Origin of the sequence: Lacibacter sp., assembly GCF_035299325.1 — a bacterium.
Lineage (GTDB): Bacteria > Bacteroidota > Bacteroidia > Chitinophagales > Chitinophagaceae > Lacibacter.
Genome location: NZ_DATGWT010000004.1, coordinates 497,260 through 511,358, shown reverse-complemented (window position 1 = coordinate 511,358; position 14,099 = coordinate 497,260). Strand labels below are relative to the sequence as shown.

General features: G+C 39.6%; 14 protein-coding genes. 9 read left to right on the top strand and 5 right to left on the bottom strand.

Annotation, left to right across the window (positions count from 1 at the left end; all coding sequences use genetic code 11):
• The first annotated feature begins 19 nt into the window (after positions 1-19).
• Positions 20-3,202, top strand: a complete 3,183-nt coding sequence (locus tag VK159_RS04000) for a M16 family metallopeptidase (protein WP_324228850.1) — start codon at positions 20-22, stop codon at positions 3,200-3,202.
• A 31-nt stretch (positions 3,203-3,233) separates the two neighbouring features.
• Entirely contained in the window at positions 3,234-4,016 is a 783-nt protein-coding gene (locus VK159_RS03995) for a DUF4241 domain-containing protein (RefSeq protein WP_324228849.1), read from the top strand.
• A 140-nt stretch (positions 4,017-4,156) separates the two neighbouring features.
• Here VK159_RS03995 and htpG read toward each other — a convergent pair whose 3' ends face one another.
• Complete coding sequence (htpG, locus tag VK159_RS03990; RefSeq protein ID WP_349254773.1) at positions 4,157-6,046, bottom strand: molecular chaperone HtpG; 1,890 nt, start codon at positions 6,044-6,046, stop codon at positions 4,157-4,159.
• Positions 6,047-6,246: 200 nt separating this feature from the next.
• On the opposite strand from htpG, the gene VK159_RS03985 reads away from it, so the two are divergent.
• The 4 genes from VK159_RS03985 to VK159_RS03970 all read left to right on the top strand — a co-directional run bounded on the left by VK159_RS03985 (position 6,247) and on the right by VK159_RS03970 (position 8,491).
• Complete coding sequence (locus VK159_RS03985; protein ID WP_324228848.1) at positions 6,247-6,705, top strand: hypothetical protein; 459 nt, start codon at positions 6,247-6,249, stop codon at positions 6,703-6,705.
• Positions 6,706-6,805: 100 nt separating this feature from the next.
• Positions 6,806-7,036: a DUF2905 domain-containing protein gene (locus VK159_RS03980; RefSeq protein WP_324228847.1), complete on the top strand. Its 231-nt coding sequence runs from the start codon at positions 6,806-6,808 to the stop codon at positions 7,034-7,036.
• Positions 7,033-7,893: a fructosamine kinase family protein gene (locus VK159_RS03975; RefSeq protein ID WP_324228846.1), complete on the top strand. Its 861-nt coding sequence runs from the start codon at positions 7,033-7,035 to the stop codon at positions 7,891-7,893. Before VK159_RS03980 ends, VK159_RS03975 begins: the two co-directional genes overlap by 4 nt.
• A 160-nt stretch (positions 7,894-8,053) precedes the next feature.
• Positions 8,054-8,491 carry an SWIB/MDM2 domain-containing protein gene (locus VK159_RS03970; RefSeq protein WP_324228845.1) on the top strand — a complete coding sequence of 146 codons (438 nt, stop codon included), beginning with the start codon at positions 8,054-8,056 and terminating at the stop codon, positions 8,489-8,491.
• 68 nt (positions 8,492-8,559) lie between these two features.
• On the opposite strand, the gene VK159_RS03965 is transcribed toward VK159_RS03970, so the two are convergent.
• Entirely contained in the window at positions 8,560-9,054 is a 495-nt protein-coding gene (locus VK159_RS03965) for a hypothetical protein (RefSeq protein ID WP_324228844.1), read from the bottom strand.
• Between the two features lie 111 nt (positions 9,055-9,165).
• On the opposite strand from VK159_RS03965, the gene VK159_RS03960 reads away from it, so the two are divergent.
• Positions 9,166-9,942: a sulfite exporter TauE/SafE family protein gene (locus tag VK159_RS03960; protein ID WP_324228843.1), complete on the top strand. Its 777-nt coding sequence runs from the start codon at positions 9,166-9,168 to the stop codon at positions 9,940-9,942.
• A 57-nt stretch (positions 9,943-9,999) separates the two neighbouring features.
• Here VK159_RS03960 and VK159_RS03955 read toward each other — a convergent pair whose 3' ends face one another.
• Together VK159_RS03955 and VK159_RS03950 are read right to left on the bottom strand one after the other, a co-directional pair.
• Complete coding sequence (locus VK159_RS03955; protein ID WP_324228842.1) at positions 10,000-10,836, bottom strand: oxidoreductase; 837 nt, start codon at positions 10,834-10,836, stop codon at positions 10,000-10,002.
• A gap of 213 nt (positions 10,837-11,049) precedes the next feature.
• The gene (locus tag VK159_RS03950; RefSeq protein WP_324228841.1) at positions 11,050-11,427 is read right to left on the bottom strand and encodes a YccF domain-containing protein; all 378 of its coding nucleotides are present in this window, start codon (positions 11,425-11,427) and stop codon (positions 11,050-11,052) included.
• Positions 11,428-11,590: 163 nt separating this feature from the next.
• Here VK159_RS03950 and VK159_RS03945 point away from each other — a divergent pair, with 163 nt between their 5' ends.
• Positions 11,591-12,418, top strand: a complete 828-nt coding sequence (locus VK159_RS03945; protein WP_324228840.1) for a DUF6159 family protein — start codon at positions 11,591-11,593, stop codon at positions 12,416-12,418.
• Positions 12,419-12,496: 78 nt separating this feature from the next.
• On the opposite strand, the gene VK159_RS03940 is transcribed toward VK159_RS03945, so the two are convergent.
• The gene (locus VK159_RS03940) at positions 12,497-13,171 is read right to left on the bottom strand and encodes a hypothetical protein (RefSeq protein WP_324228839.1); all 675 of its coding nucleotides are present in this window, start codon (positions 13,169-13,171) and stop codon (positions 12,497-12,499) included.
• Positions 13,172-13,357: 186 nt separating this feature from the next.
• Here VK159_RS03940 and VK159_RS03935 point away from each other — a divergent pair, with 186 nt between their 5' ends.
• Entirely contained in the window at positions 13,358-14,059 is a 702-nt protein-coding gene (locus VK159_RS03935) for a head GIN domain-containing protein (RefSeq protein ID WP_324228838.1), read from the top strand.
• Positions 14,060-14,099 lie beyond the last annotated feature (40 nt).

Genomic DNA, 14,099 nt, shown 5'->3' with positions numbered 1-14,099 from the left:
GCACTTAAAAATTTCATCTATGCAACGTAAAGGATTACACCTGTTCTTCCTCCCGTTTTTTCTATTTCTTTTTGTCAGTTCTTTTGCCCAGCAAATCACTGATAAGATTCCGTTTGATGCAAAAGTGAAAACGGGTAAACTTGAAAACGGGCTGACGTATTTTATTCGTCCCAATCAAAAACCTGAAAAAAGAGTAGAGCTTCGTTTAGTAGTAAATGCCGGTGCTATTAATGAAGATGAAGATCAGTTAGGTCTTGCACATATGACTGAGCACATGGCCTTTAACGGTACAAAGAATTTTAAGAAGAACGATATCGTTTCGTATCTCCAGGAAATTGGTGTTGGCTTTGGGAACGATCTCAATGCCTATACCAGCTTCGATGAAACGGTATACATTCTTCCCATCCCGATCGATAAACCCGGCAATCTTGAAAAAGGTTTCCAGATCATTGAAGACTGGGCGCATAATGTATCGAACCTGAATGATGATATTGATGGCGAACGTGCAGTGATACTGGAAGAAAGTCGTTTAGGTAAAGGTGCAGAGGAGAGAATGTTCCGTAAGATATTGCCTGCATTGTTTGCAGGTTCATTGTATGCTGATCGTTTACCGATTGGTAAAGACAGCATTATCAAAAACTTTAAGTATGATGCCATCCGTCGCTTTTACAAAGACTGGTATCGTCCTGATCTCATGGCGGTAATTGTAGTGGGTGATATTACTGTTGAGAAAGCTGAAGAACTTATCCGCAAACATTTTGCAGGTATTAAAAATCCAGCAACTCCACGTGAACGCAAGTATGCTGAAGTAAAACCATATGCTTCCAACGAAGTAATGATACTGGCAGATAAAGAAGCTTCCTCAAGTGAAGTGGCTATCAACTATCCTGTATTCAAGTATGAAACAATGAATACGGTTGCTGATTACCGTAACAGCATCATCCGCAGTTTATTCCTGCGTATGTTCAATCAACGTTTGCAGGAACTCACGCAAAAAGAAAATCCCCCTTTCAATTTTGGCGGAGGTGGTTTTGGTTCCTATGCACGTGGCTATGATGCGTTCTCAGTATATGCAGGTGTTGGAACAGGTGATGTAAAGAAAGCAACACAGGTTTTGCTGGAAGAAGTGGAACGTGTAAAACGTTTTGGGTTTACAGCAACCGAACTGGAACGTAGTAAGAAAACAACACTCAGCAATTACGAACGTACTTATAACAACAGAGATAAAACAGAAAGTGCAAATTATGTTGATGAGTATGTGAACTATTTTTTGAAGAAAGATCCAACACCGGGAATTGAATACGAATTTGAAAAAGTAAAGGAATTGTTGCCCGGTATTACAATTGAAGAAGTAAATGCATTGGTGAATAAATACATCAAAGGCGTTGACAACCGTTTCACCTACATCACACAGCCTGAACCGAAAGCAGGAGAAAAGTTGCCGACTGAAGAAGAAATACTCGCCTTTTTTCCTGCTGCAGAAAAAGCTGATGTAAAACCTTATGAAGATAAAGCCGTGGCTTCTTCATTGGTAGAAAACAAACCTAAAGCAGGAAAAGTAACTGCCACTAAAAAAGATGAAAAGCTTGGTACAACTGAATTAACGTTGAGCAATGGCATTAAAGTAACATTGAAGTCAACTGATTTTAAAGCTGACCAGATCTTGATGTCATCTGTTCGCCCCGGTGGAAAAAATAATTATAGTGCTGCTGATAAATACAATGCTGAATATGCTGTAGCTGTAGTGCAGGCGATGGGTGTTGGTGCGTTTTCTCCGGTTGATCTGCGGAAAGTATTGGCAGGTAAAACCGTGCAGGTGAATCCTTTTATCAATTCATCAAGTGAAGGTGTGCGTGGTAGTTCAACTGTAAAAGATATTGAATCGTTGTTCCAGCTTACGTGGTTAACATTTACAAGTCCACGTATGGATACCTCGTTGTTTAAATCTTATGTACAACGTAATAAATCGCAATATGCGATGATGAGCGCTAATCCACAGTTTGCATTTATTGATACATTCTACAGCGTGTTGTACAATAATGATCCGCTTGCTCCCATTGCATTGCCAAAGTCTGAAAACTTTTCAAAGATCGATCTGAAACGTGCTGCTGAAATTTACAACGAACGCTTCAGCGATGCAGGCAGCATGGAGTTTGTATTTGTTGGGAGCTTTAAAGAAGAAGAGATCATTCCATTGATTGAACAATACATTGGTAGTTTGCCAACAACAGCTAAGAAATTTGTTACAGTGGATAACAAAGTACGTCCGGTAAAAGGTAAGAAGGATCTGATGGTGAAGAAAGGGAAAGATGAGCGTAGTCTTATTCTGCAGCTCCATTCAGGTGAAGTGCCTTACAGCCAGGATCTGGAATTGAAAGCACAGGCTGCTACTGAAGTACTCAACATCCGCATCATTGAAGAATTGCGTGAAAAGATCGGTGGTATTTATGGTGGTGGCATTTTTGGTTCATTGGAGAGTGAGCCGTATGATAACTACACCTTTGCTGTTCAGTTGCCTTGCGGTCCTGAGAAAGCAGATACATTACTCAAAGCAATCAACAAGGAAATCAAAGAAATTGCAACAAAAGGTCCATCGCAAAAAAACCTGGATAAGGTAAAACAGCAATGGCGTGAACAGCATAAGATCGATCTCAAAGAAAACGAAGATTGGTTAACTGCAATTACCGAAAGCAAATTCCCCGGTAATAACATCGACTATTTTGTGAACTATGAAAAGTATGTTGATAAGCTAACAGTAAAGGATGTTCAACTGGCTGCCGCTAAATTGTTGAATGGGCCGAATGTATTCACTGCTATTCAGATGCCTGAAAATTATGTGCCCGGTGAAGAGAAGAAAACAGGTGAGCGTGATAACAATGTGATCCAGACCATTGAAATTGATAAGCCTGAGATCAAAATTGAATTGTTTGATAATGGCGAAATTGATGGTGATAGTGTCACGGTTTATTTCAACAGCTATCCTGTTCTCAGCAAAAAACAATTGACCGATAAAGTAACTACGCTTAATGTAAAGGCACTGAAAGGAAGAAAGAATAATTTGGTGATGTTTGCTGAGAACCTTGGTAAAACCCCGCCAAATACGGCTTTAATGCGTATTACAGCAGGCGGTAAAGTTTACAATATTACTGTGGAGAGTGATAAGAAGAAAAACGGAACGATTGTGTTTAAGTGGAAGGAGTAAAATTTAACTGTCATTAATAGTAGGTAAACTTATGATCTCCATAAAAATATTACTATCAATCCTGACAATTATAGTTTCCTGTAACAGCTACAGGCAACCAAAAGAAAGCCTTTTGTTGACGGGAAACAATTTGTCCGATACAGTTAAACCTGTAATTACAACTTCTTTTAAAGCGACAGCTTATCCTGACATATTTGAAGCGGCGTTTAGTAATGAAACAAAAGTTCAGGAAGGCGACATAAAGTATAGTTTTTACATGCTTGACATCGGTAAAATAAAAATTAAGAGTGGAAAATTAATTGCATGTGACCCAATTGTAATGCAAGATATAATGCCGTTTGTACAAAATTTCCCAAAAGGAGAATTTCCGGTTCATCTTGCAATGGCAAATACAATTAATGATGAAAGGGTTGCGTTTAGCCGAATAGTTTTCTCAGACAAATCAATCGCTAAATGGGAATTTGCTTTGCAAAAAGGGCAAAAACCAATTCCATTAAATGATACAAGTTTTTATTGTTATGGTGTTGATGCGGGAACAGGAATATTTATTGATTCAATTGCAAACAATATTTTTAGTAAAAAAGATCATTCGGAGTGGGAAAATATTTTTATTGCAAAGGCTGAAAAGAACGGATATAAAGGGTTTATACACGATTTTGATGGGCACAACCTTGCGACTTTTTCAACCGGTTATGGTGATGGTTGTTATGCTACTTACATTGGCTTAGACAGGCAGGGCAATGTAGTTCAAATATTAACCGACTTTGGACTTGTTGGTTGGTGGAAGATTGAAGAAAAAAAACAAATCTTTTAGAATTATACAAAGAGATGAACTGATGACGCTTCTTAAACGAAATGAGTCTTTTTATCGAAAATGTTGAATAAACAAATAAAGAGGGCCGATGCTTTGCATCGGCCCTCTTATTTTAAAATCGAATCTCTGCTCAGGAGTAATTAAATCACCTCCACATTCCGTTCAACAAACGCTGTAAGCTCAGCACCTTTCAATAAACCCTGTGCAAGCAATGCCAAATCAAATGCCTGCTTGGCAATGGATGTTTGTTGTGCTTCATCCGCATTCAACAATTTGTTGATGAGTTTGTGATTGGCGTTAATGGATACGTTGTAGCTATCGGGCATGTTACCGTAAAAGCCCATCATACCACCGCCACCAAGTTTGCTCATGTCTTTCATGCGGCGCATCCATTCTTCCATGGTAATGGTTACTGGCATTGCTTCTGCAGGTAAACTTTCGAGTTCTACTTTCATGTGTGCATTGTTGATTGCTTTTTCAAACACTGCTTTCACTTTGTTACGTTCTTCTTCTGTTAACTGGTGTTGCGGAGCATCTTCTTTAACGATCAGTTTATCCGGTACATCAGCATCAACACGCTTCATACTCGTTTTATCCAGCTTCATTTCCAGGTGCTGTATAAAGTGTGTATCAATTGGCGAGTTCATCAACAGCACATCGTAATTCTTTTTCTGTGCAGCCTGCACAAAACTGTGTTGGTGCTCTGCATCTATTGTGTAGAGATAAACAAGTTTACCCTCTTTGTCGGTCTGGAAATCTTTTACTTTAGCAGCGTATTCTTCTAATGTGTAATGTTCATTGTTGGTGTTTGTGAGTAACAAGAAGTCTTTTGCTTTGTCGTAAAATTTCTCATCAGAAATGGCACCATACTTCACAAACAAACCAATGTCGTTCCATTTTTCTTCATAACCCTTACGGTCTTTCTTGAAGAGTTCACTTAACTTATCAGCTACTTTACGACTAATATAGCTGTTGATCTTTTTCACATTGCTATCGGCCTGCAGGAAAGAACGACTTACGTTCAACGGAATATCAGGCGAATCAATAACACCGTGCAACAACAATAAAAATTCAGGAACAATATCTTTTACTTCATCCGTAATAAATACCTGGCGGCTGAAGAGCTTGATCTTGTTCTTCTGTACTTCAAAATCATTTTTCAGTTTAGGGAAATACAATACACCGGTAAGATTGAACGGATAGTCAACATTCAAATGTATCCAGAACAAAGGTTCTTCGCTGAAAGGATAAAGCTCACGATAGAAATCAAGATAGTCTTCATCTTTCAGATCACTTGGTGCTTTGGTCCAGATAGGAGTGGTATTGTTGATGATGTTATCAACTGTAACTGTTTTATATTTTGTTTTACCTTCTTCATCAACTCCATCTTCAATACTTTCTTCTTTTGTACCAAATTGCACAGGCACAGGTAAAAACTTTGCATACTTATCAAGAATGCTGCTGATACGGTGTTCTTCTAAAAACTCTTCAGATTCGCTATTGATGTAAAGGATAACATCGGTGCCACGTTCTGTACGGTTGCCATCTGTAAGTTCAAATTCGGTGCTGCCATCACACTCCCAACGGGCAGGAGTTGCTCCGTCCTGGTAAGAAAGTGTTTGTATCTCTACTTTTTCAGCCACCATAAATGCCGAATAGAAACCCAAACCAAAGCGACCGATAATTTCATTGGCATCTTTCGCTTCTTTGAATTTTTCCATAAACTCAGTGGCACCTGAGAAAGCTACCTGGTTAATGTATTTCTTGATCTCATCAGCCGTCATACCAATACCATTATCAGAAATAGTGATGGTTTTTGCCGCAGCATCAACTGACACACTTACTTTCAGATCGCCTGTCTCTTTGCTGTAATGACCGAGGCTTGCCAGGCGTTTCATTTTCTGCGATGCATCAACCGCATTGCTCACTAATTCACGCAGGAAGATTTCATGGTCGGAGTATAAAAACTTTTTAATAATAGGGAAGATATTCTCCGTGTTAATGGAAATGGTTCCTTTTTCCTGTATCATACTGGTTTGTTTTTAGCTATTGTTTCGAATGAAACACCCTGCTCAATTGCTGTTCCAATTGCAGTTTATTTGCCACATTGACAGCAAATTACGCCAATCAAATCCGCAAGAAATCATTTCTGGCACTGACTTTGAACCCTCAGCACTGGAAATGAGTAGGGGTATACCAGATGGCAAAAATTAAAATTAAAAGTAAGTATATGAAAAAGATGATCGTAATGATGCTGTTGATTGGAGGTTTGGCAACTGTTCAAAAAGCAGATGCACAAATCAACATCAATTTAGGATTACAGCCGGCATGGGGACCCGCAGGGTACCAGTATGTAGATTATTATTACCTGCCGGATATTGAAACGTATTACTATGTGCCAGGCAAACAATTCATTTATCTCAATAATGGTAAGTGGATCTATTCTGCCGGATTACCATCCCGCTACCGTACGTATAATCTTTACAATGGCTACAAAGTAGTGGTAAATAAACCCAAGCCTTACTTACAACATGCTGCTTACAAAGTAAAATACGCCAGGTACAAAGGTGTGAGTGGAAAGCAGAAGGCCATTAAGTACAGCAAGGGTAATGCAACCGGACCCAAAAAAGCAGTGGTGGTAAAAGGAAACAGTGGAGGTAAATCAAAAGGGAAAAATAAGAACTTATAGTTTTACAGGTGGTCAGAAGTGGTGGTTTAAAAGCCCTGCGCAATAGCGGAGGGCTTTTTTAATGAGTCTGTTGTAAGTTTGGTTTTATTAATTCTTCCACATGCTCAGAACTGAAGCAGGCAAATGGATCATTATTGCGGGACTGCTGATCGTATTGATTGGTGTGATCATTTATTTCTTTCATGATAAGTTGGGTTGGATTGGCCGCCTGCCGGGTGACATCCGTATTGAACGGGAGAATGTCCGTTTCTATTTTCCTTTTACAACAATGTTATTGCTGAGTGTTGTGGTGAGTTTATTGATACGCCTCATCAAACGTTTTTTCCTATGAATGTTTCATTGAAAAGTATATTACAGCAATGTGGATTTGATGATGCACAGGTACAAACAGTAACGGGTGGCGACATTAACCGTGCTTACAGAATTCAGACCGGAGACGTTTCCTTTTTTCTCAAAGTTAATGATGCAGCTGCTTTTCCATTGATGTTTCAACGGGAGGCAAATGGACTTGAGGCGCTTAAGAAATACAGCAATTGTATAGTGCCGGAAGTAATAAAAACGGGCGTTGCCGGTGATCAGCAATATCTTTTACTGGAATGGATCGAACGTGCCGCTCCGGCAAAAGATTATTATTCTTCGTTGGGAAAATCGCTTGCCGAAATGCATTTGCAATCACAAACACAATGCGTCTGGCCGGTTGATAATTACATTGGCAGTTTGCCGCAACAGAATACACTTACTGATGATTGGTGTAGTTTTTATGCAACACATCGCATTGCTCCATTGGTAAAATTATTGACAGACGCAGGACTGTTTAGCAACAGTCAACACCAGCAGGCCGAGCGTTTATATACGAAGCTTTCACAGTATTTTCCCAATGAAAAACCGGCTTTTCTCCATGGCGACCTGTGGGGAGGCAACCATTTTCCCAATGAAAATGGCCTTCCGGTGTTAATTGACCCTGCTGTTTACTATGGTCATAGAGAAATGGATATTGGTATGACGGCTTTGTTTGGAGGTTTCGATCGTAGTTTTTATGAAGCTTATCAATACCATTATTCGCTTGAAAGTGGCTGGCAGCAAAGGTTACAGCTCACGCAGCTTTATCCTGTATTGGTACATGCAGTGCTATTTGGCGGTCATTATGTTGCTCAGGCATCATCCATTTTAGCAGTATTTGGTGCGTAAAAAACTGCATTAAAAAAGTACGATTTCCCCAATGAAAAAGCATCTTATTCACATTGTGTACATCATGTGTGTATAATCCTTGTTGGGTAATAGAATTTATCCTAAATTCATTCCTGTTAACAATTACTATTATCCATTTAAATTCTAAAACTTAAAACAAATGGCAACAAAAAAAGCAAAAAAAGCCGCTCCTAAGAAAGCTGCAAAAAAAGCTGCTCCTAAAAAAGCTGCGAAGAAAGCTGCTCCTAAAAAAGCTGCAAAGAAGGCTGCTCCTAAGAAAGCTGCAAAAAAAGCCGCTCCTAAAAAAGCTGCTCCAAAGAAAAAAGTAGCAAAGAAAAAATCGGCACGTAAGCCTAATGCTGCGTTCATGAAAGCACTCACTCCAAGTGCTGATCTTGCTGCTGTAATTGGTGCAAAACCGGTACCACGTACAGAAGCAGTTAAAAAGATCTGGGTTTACATTAAAGCCAATAAATTACAGGACAGCAAAAACAAACGCATGATCAATGCTGATGCAAAGCTGAAAGCTGTATTTGGCGGTAAAGCACAGGTATCAATGTTCGATATGGCAAAACATTTGTCAAATCATTTGAAATAATATACTTGCCAACAAGTAAAAGAGGGCGTTGTAAAACGCCCTCTTTTTATTTTGTGTAATGTGAATGATCATTGCTTTAGTGAAGTGCCGCATCCATGAAGTACTCTCGGCGTTTCATCTTTCTTTAGTTTGATCGTTAAATGCACAGTGTAGGCTGAACTATCACCCGACATATCATTGATACAAACTTTCTTCATGATCTGCAATTCAAGTTTCCCCATATCTGTTTCTGCCTTATAAAGTTTTGTTGCAGCATCGATATTAACTGCTTTCACAGGTGGAGTAGTGAGTTCCACTCCATCAGGTGTGGTATAACGGATGAATTTTTGTTCATCCATCTCTATACTCCAGAATGGTTCATTACCTGTCGCAATAAAATCGATACCCGCTGCCGCTTTTTCTTTCCAACGTTCAGGGATAGGAATAGTTAATGCAATTGGAGTGTCTTTTGAAACTGTAGCGATCGTGTCTGTCACCGGCAAATCTGTTTGCTGATCTGCTTGTTGTTTTGGTGCACAACCTGCAGCCAGTATGAGCAGGAACAGGAAGAAAAAAGGTTTCATAGTTTATTATTGAATACAAGAAAGGTACTGCAAATATTTAGTCGAAAACAGAAAGTTTGTTCAACTGTTTCGCCTGTTGCAGTCTGCTTTCTCCTTTACTTTGCAGCCATAATGGAATGGTGGATCTATCTTCTTGTTTGTATCGGTGCTTTATTTGCAGGCTTTATTGATGCTGTAGTTGGCGGTGGTGGTCTTATACAAGTACCATTATTAATGATCCTTTTTCCTGAACTATCCCATGTACAGGTGATAGCAAGTAACCGCTTTGCATCACTCGCAGGCACCAGTGTTGCAGCGTTTCAGTATATCAAAATGATTGGTGTTGATACAAGCGTTGTAATGGCAACAGGTATTACAGCTGCCATTGCATCATTCAGCGGAACATTTGTAATGGAGTTGATACGCCCAGAAGTATTTAAGCCTTTATTACTGTGCATCATTGTTGTGCTGGCAGTGTACACATTCATCAAAAAAGATTTTGGCCACATTCATGCGGTGAAATACAGCGGTAATAAATTCCTGGTGGTTTGTGCGGCTATTGGAGCGGTCATTGGATTTTATAATGGTTTCATTGGGCCAGGCACAGGCAGTCTATTCGTATTTGCATTTGTAAGTGTAGCTGGTTTAAATTTCCTGCATGCGTCAGCTTCGTCTAAAATTGTAAATGCAATAGCAGATGTTGCTTCGCTTATCGGGTTCCTGATGAATGGAGCTGTTGTATTTAAAATTGCATTGCCCATGATGGTATTCAATATGCTTGGTGCATACATTGGCAGCAAAGCTGCAATATTAAAAGGCAATGTGTTTATCCGTTATGTTTTTCTGCTGGTGATCGGCATACTCATCATTCGCCTAGGAAGAGATGTAATACTGTCGTGGAGTAATTAAACAAAAGCCCTGCATGAGATCAGGGCTTTTGCAGGAAAATTATTGAAGAGAGTTAATCTATTCTTTAGGGAAATCAGCTGCAACACTTACGGCTGCCCATGTTTCAAAATCATGTTTCAACTCTTCTACTTTTAAGCGTGCTCCTTTCAATGCAGCAGCACCTAATAATAAACGCAATGGCGGATGTTCGGTTTCTGTTATATCAATCATTGCTTTTGCTGCACGTACAGGATCGCCCGGTTGATTACCACTATAGCCACGTATATCACCTGCGTTCTTACCGGCAGTAGAAGCATAGTCATCAATTTTTACAGTAGTATCTTTTGCTGAACGGCCTGCCCAATCGGTACGGAAACCACTTGGCGCAATAATGGTTACTTTAATTCCCAATGGAGCCACTTCTTTGTACAAGGCTTCACTTAAACCATCTACTGCGTATTTTGTTGCGTTGTAAAACCCAACACCCGGAAACGAACGCAAGCCGCCAATAGAAGAGATGTTGAGGATATGACCACTTTTCTGTTTACGCATATGCGGCAAAACTTCCTGCGTCATCTTCGCCAAACCAAATACATTGATCTCGAACATGCGTCGCACTTCAGCTTCTTCGCTTTCTTCAATTGCAGCAAAATAACCAATGCCGGCATTGTTCACCAATACATCGATCTGGTTGAATTTTTCCAATGTAGTTGCAACAGCTGCTTTGATCTGCTCAGGAATAGTCACATCCAGTTTTACTGCGATTGCTATATCAGGATAAGCCGAAACAATATCCTGCACATCTTCTGTTTTGCGTGCTGCCACCGCCACACGATAACCTTGTGCCAATGCCTCTGTTGCCAACGCCCTTCCAAAACCGGTAGAGCAACCGGTAATAAGCCAAACTTTTTTCATATGTTTTTTATTATTGTTTTTTTGCCATATAGAATTCGCCATATAATCATTAAGAAAGCCAACTCATATTGTCGTGGCTCATTTCATGTGTTCATTTTTATTTATAGTATTTGTCATATAGAATATCCATAAAATGCAGCGTTATTTTGAAAAAAATTGCCGTTGCGATATTTATGAATATTTCATGCTTTAAAATTTAATTGAACTGCAAAGTTAGGCGGCATCAACCACCCTTTTACCAAAGGGCATCAATGAAATTTCAAGCAGTTTAAAATGCTGTCTTCCCCAGGGAATACCAATGATGGTGATATACAGAAATGCACCCATGATGATATGTATGATTGCCACTTCAATACCGCCAAAGATGATCCAGATAATATTGGCGAATACCGACAGGCAACCCGATTGTGAAGAATCACTCACTACTTTTTTACCAAAGGGCCATAAGACAAGACCCGCCAGTTTAAAACATTGCAACCCGAACGGAATGCCAATAATGGTAATACACAAAACAATTCCGCCGAAGAAATAACCGAGTGCAGAAAAGAAGCCGCCAAAGATGAGCCAGATAAGATTACCGAGAAAATTCATGTGATGATGTGTTTATTATTGCAACTTACTATTTATTTCCTGCACATTATTCTGCCGAATCAACACAGTTACAGGTAAACACTCATCACTTAACAATACATGTCTGCAAATGGCAGGTTTTCTGACCGTTTGAGTATATTTAATCAACCAAAAAATTATCCATATGAGCTTCTTTGATCGTTTAAGTAACGGGTGGAGAATTACCCAAAACAGTTTTTCTATTTTGAAGAAGAACAAACAACTCATTATTTTTCCTATCCTTTCTTCCATTTCATTGATACTGGTGATCGGGATATTTGTGCTTGGCATTTTAGCATCGGCAGGATGGGATGTTGAACTTATTCAAACAGAAAATGAAGTATTGAATTACCTGATGCTTTTTGTTTTTTATTTCGTGAACTATTTTATTGTGGTGTTTTTTAACATGGCGCTTATTCATTGCAGTAAACTTTATTTCAATGGCGAAGAAGCTACCGTAAGTGCAGGATTGAAATTCAGCATGAGCAGGATAGGTACTATTGTTTCATGGGCATTGTTTGCCGCCACCGTTGGTACCATCTTAAAAGTGATCCAGGAAAACTCCGGTATTATTGGAAAGTTTATTACAGGCCTGATTGGTATTGTGTGGGGTGTTACGACCTTCTTTGTAGTACCTGTAATTGCCTACGAGAACCACGGACCGATCTCAGCATTTAAACGTTCTGCTCAACTGATGAAAGAGAAATGGGGCGAAAGTCTTGCATCAACATTCAGTCTTGGATTAATTCAAACATTGGTATTATTGGTACTTGCTGTGCCGGTTGTATTAATTGCGATGTATATAAACCTGTACGTTGCTGTATTCATAGCGATTGTGGCAGGTTTCCTCAGCTTTGCAGTATTCAGTGCTGCTGAAACATTATTCATTAGTTCTGTTTACCACAACATCACCGGTAAGCTCGAAGATCATTTCGATCAGCAGCTGGTAGATAGTTTGTTTGAAAAGAAATAATGTTCTTCTGTTTTGTGCCTTGCAGGTTCCAGGAGCTATGTGCTCCATCGAACCTGCAAGGTTTTTTTATGTTGATACTTACTCGTCTTTAAAAAATGTTTCTCCTTTGATCAGCCATGAGTAGCCGAATGCTAACAGTGCAATCGTCTCCAATACATACGTTGGCTTTAAATGCTTCAATGCCTGGTACCAGCTGTCGATAACTCCTATCAATGCAATGGCCACAATGCACACAACAATCGTCCAGCCACAGGTTTTGTAAATGTAATTGCGAATCAATTTCTGTCCGTGTATTTCACCTTCCTGGCTCGACTTCACAAATAGCACCAGTGAAAAATAAGCGAAGGTTGAGAACAGTAATACAGCTCCACCATAGTGCATGGCATTTGAAAATGTATTTGATTGCTGTGTAATGCGGCTGCATTCATCAAGTGTATATTTTCCAAAGTTTGTCGGGAACATTGCAACGATCAATGCAAAGGTGCCGCCGAGTTTAGCAGCGATCATATCCCGTTTATCGTAGCCATTGTACGTAAATAAAAACAAGGCCACAGCACATAAAATACCAACAAAAAGATTTCCCATATCCGTATAATAAAAGTGACTGATACTGGGTGGAAACCTGCAGCCTTTCTCAAACAGGAAATAACCAATGAGAAGTACAAAAGGCAAGACCATGCCTAAAATGCCCACTGCTTTACGCAGCGTAAGAAAAGAAATGACATACTTGTCGTTTGGATTCGATTCAGTCATACGATGATTTTAGTGCGATAAGATAGTAATTATTTTAAATATGAAAACCTGCAGGCTTTATGAAATTTCAGAATGCCTGCAGGGTAGGGTGGTTCTCTGTATGTTCACACGTTTATGTGATTGTTTCTCATCCCTGCATGCTTCATTTTTGTAACAATATTGAGTGTTGCAATTAACCTTATCATCATGAAAAGAAACCGTATTTATCTGTGCCTTGTTGTTTTTATCGGCCTGTCATTTTCATCCTGCAGAAAAGAAGGATTTCAAACTGTTACCAAAGAGTTGAATGTACGTGACTTCAACAAACTGGAAATCGCCGGCGAATTTGATATTCGTGTTACACAGGGAGCTGATTATCGTGTGCGCATCACCGGTACTGAGCGTGATCTTGCTGAACTTGAAGTAAAAGTATTCGATCAGTTGTTGTTAATGGATTATCCCCATTTTGATTTGCGGCGAAAGAAAGCAACAATCACCATCACCATGCCTTCTTTACAGGATATGGTGTTTGCCGGTGTAAGCAATATTACTGTGGAAGGATTCACTGAAGCTCTTCCTGTGCGTGTGGAAACAAGTGGTGAAAGTAAACTGTATTTAAAAATGAATGCACCCATGTTTCAACTGCTTGCTTCCAGTCTTTCAGAAATAACTGTGAACGGCATTGCCGGTGAACTGAAAGCAGAAACTGCCGGTGCGGCAATCATTGATGCCTACCAGGTACCGGTAATAAAAGGAACAGCTGTAGCCGCCAGTCAATCAACCATAAAACTACATGCAATGCAATGGCTGAGTGCAACAGCAGCAGGTAAGAGCCGTATTTATTACAAAGGACATCCGCTGCAACAAAACCTGGTGATCAGTGGAGATGCACGGATCATTGAAGAATAAGTTTCCGTGCAGCGGGTGTTGAGTTTTCTTTCTGTAAAGA

What these genes read in the sequence shown, in the direction of transcription:
- VK159_RS03975 (WP_324228846.1), top strand. Translation starts at nt 7,033, where the DNA reads ATGAATGTTTCATTGAAAAGTATATTACAGCAATGTGGATTTGATGAT.
- VK159_RS04000 (WP_324228850.1), top strand. Translation starts at nt 20, where the DNA reads ATGCAACGTAAAGGATTACACCTGTTCTTCCTCCCGTTTTTTCTATTT.
- VK159_RS03985 (WP_324228848.1), top strand. Translation starts at nt 6,247, where the DNA reads ATGAAAAAGATGATCGTAATGATGCTGTTGATTGGAGGTTTGGCAACT.
- VK159_RS03955 (WP_324228842.1), bottom strand. Translation starts at nt 10,836, where the DNA reads ATGAAAAAAGTTTGGCTTATTACCGGTTGCTCTACCGGTTTTGGAAGG.
- VK159_RS03940 (WP_324228839.1), bottom strand. Translation starts at nt 13,171, where the DNA reads ATGACTGAATCGAATCCAAACGACAAGTATGTCATTTCTTTTCTTACG.
- VK159_RS03995 (WP_324228849.1), top strand. Translation starts at nt 3,234, where the DNA reads ATGATCTCCATAAAAATATTACTATCAATCCTGACAATTATAGTTTCC.
- VK159_RS03980 (WP_324228847.1), top strand. Translation starts at nt 6,806, where the DNA reads ATGCTCAGAACTGAAGCAGGCAAATGGATCATTATTGCGGGACTGCTG.
- VK159_RS03935 (WP_324228838.1), top strand. Translation starts at nt 13,358, where the DNA reads ATGAAAAGAAACCGTATTTATCTGTGCCTTGTTGTTTTTATCGGCCTG.
- VK159_RS03965 (WP_324228844.1), bottom strand. Translation starts at nt 9,054, where the DNA reads ATGAAACCTTTTTTCTTCCTGTTCCTGCTCATACTGGCTGCAGGTTGT.
- VK159_RS03970 (WP_324228845.1), top strand. Translation starts at nt 8,054, where the DNA reads ATGGCAACAAAAAAAGCAAAAAAAGCCGCTCCTAAGAAAGCTGCAAAA.
- VK159_RS03950 (WP_324228841.1), bottom strand. Translation starts at nt 11,427, where the DNA reads ATGAATTTTCTCGGTAATCTTATCTGGCTCATCTTTGGCGGCTTCTTT.
- VK159_RS03945 (WP_324228840.1), top strand. Translation starts at nt 11,591, where the DNA reads ATGAGCTTCTTTGATCGTTTAAGTAACGGGTGGAGAATTACCCAAAAC.
- htpG (WP_349254773.1), bottom strand. Translation starts at nt 6,046, where the DNA reads ATGATACAGGAAAAAGGAACCATTTCCATTAACACGGAGAATATCTTC.
- VK159_RS03960 (WP_324228843.1), top strand. Translation starts at nt 9,166, where the DNA reads ATGGAATGGTGGATCTATCTTCTTGTTTGTATCGGTGCTTTATTTGCA.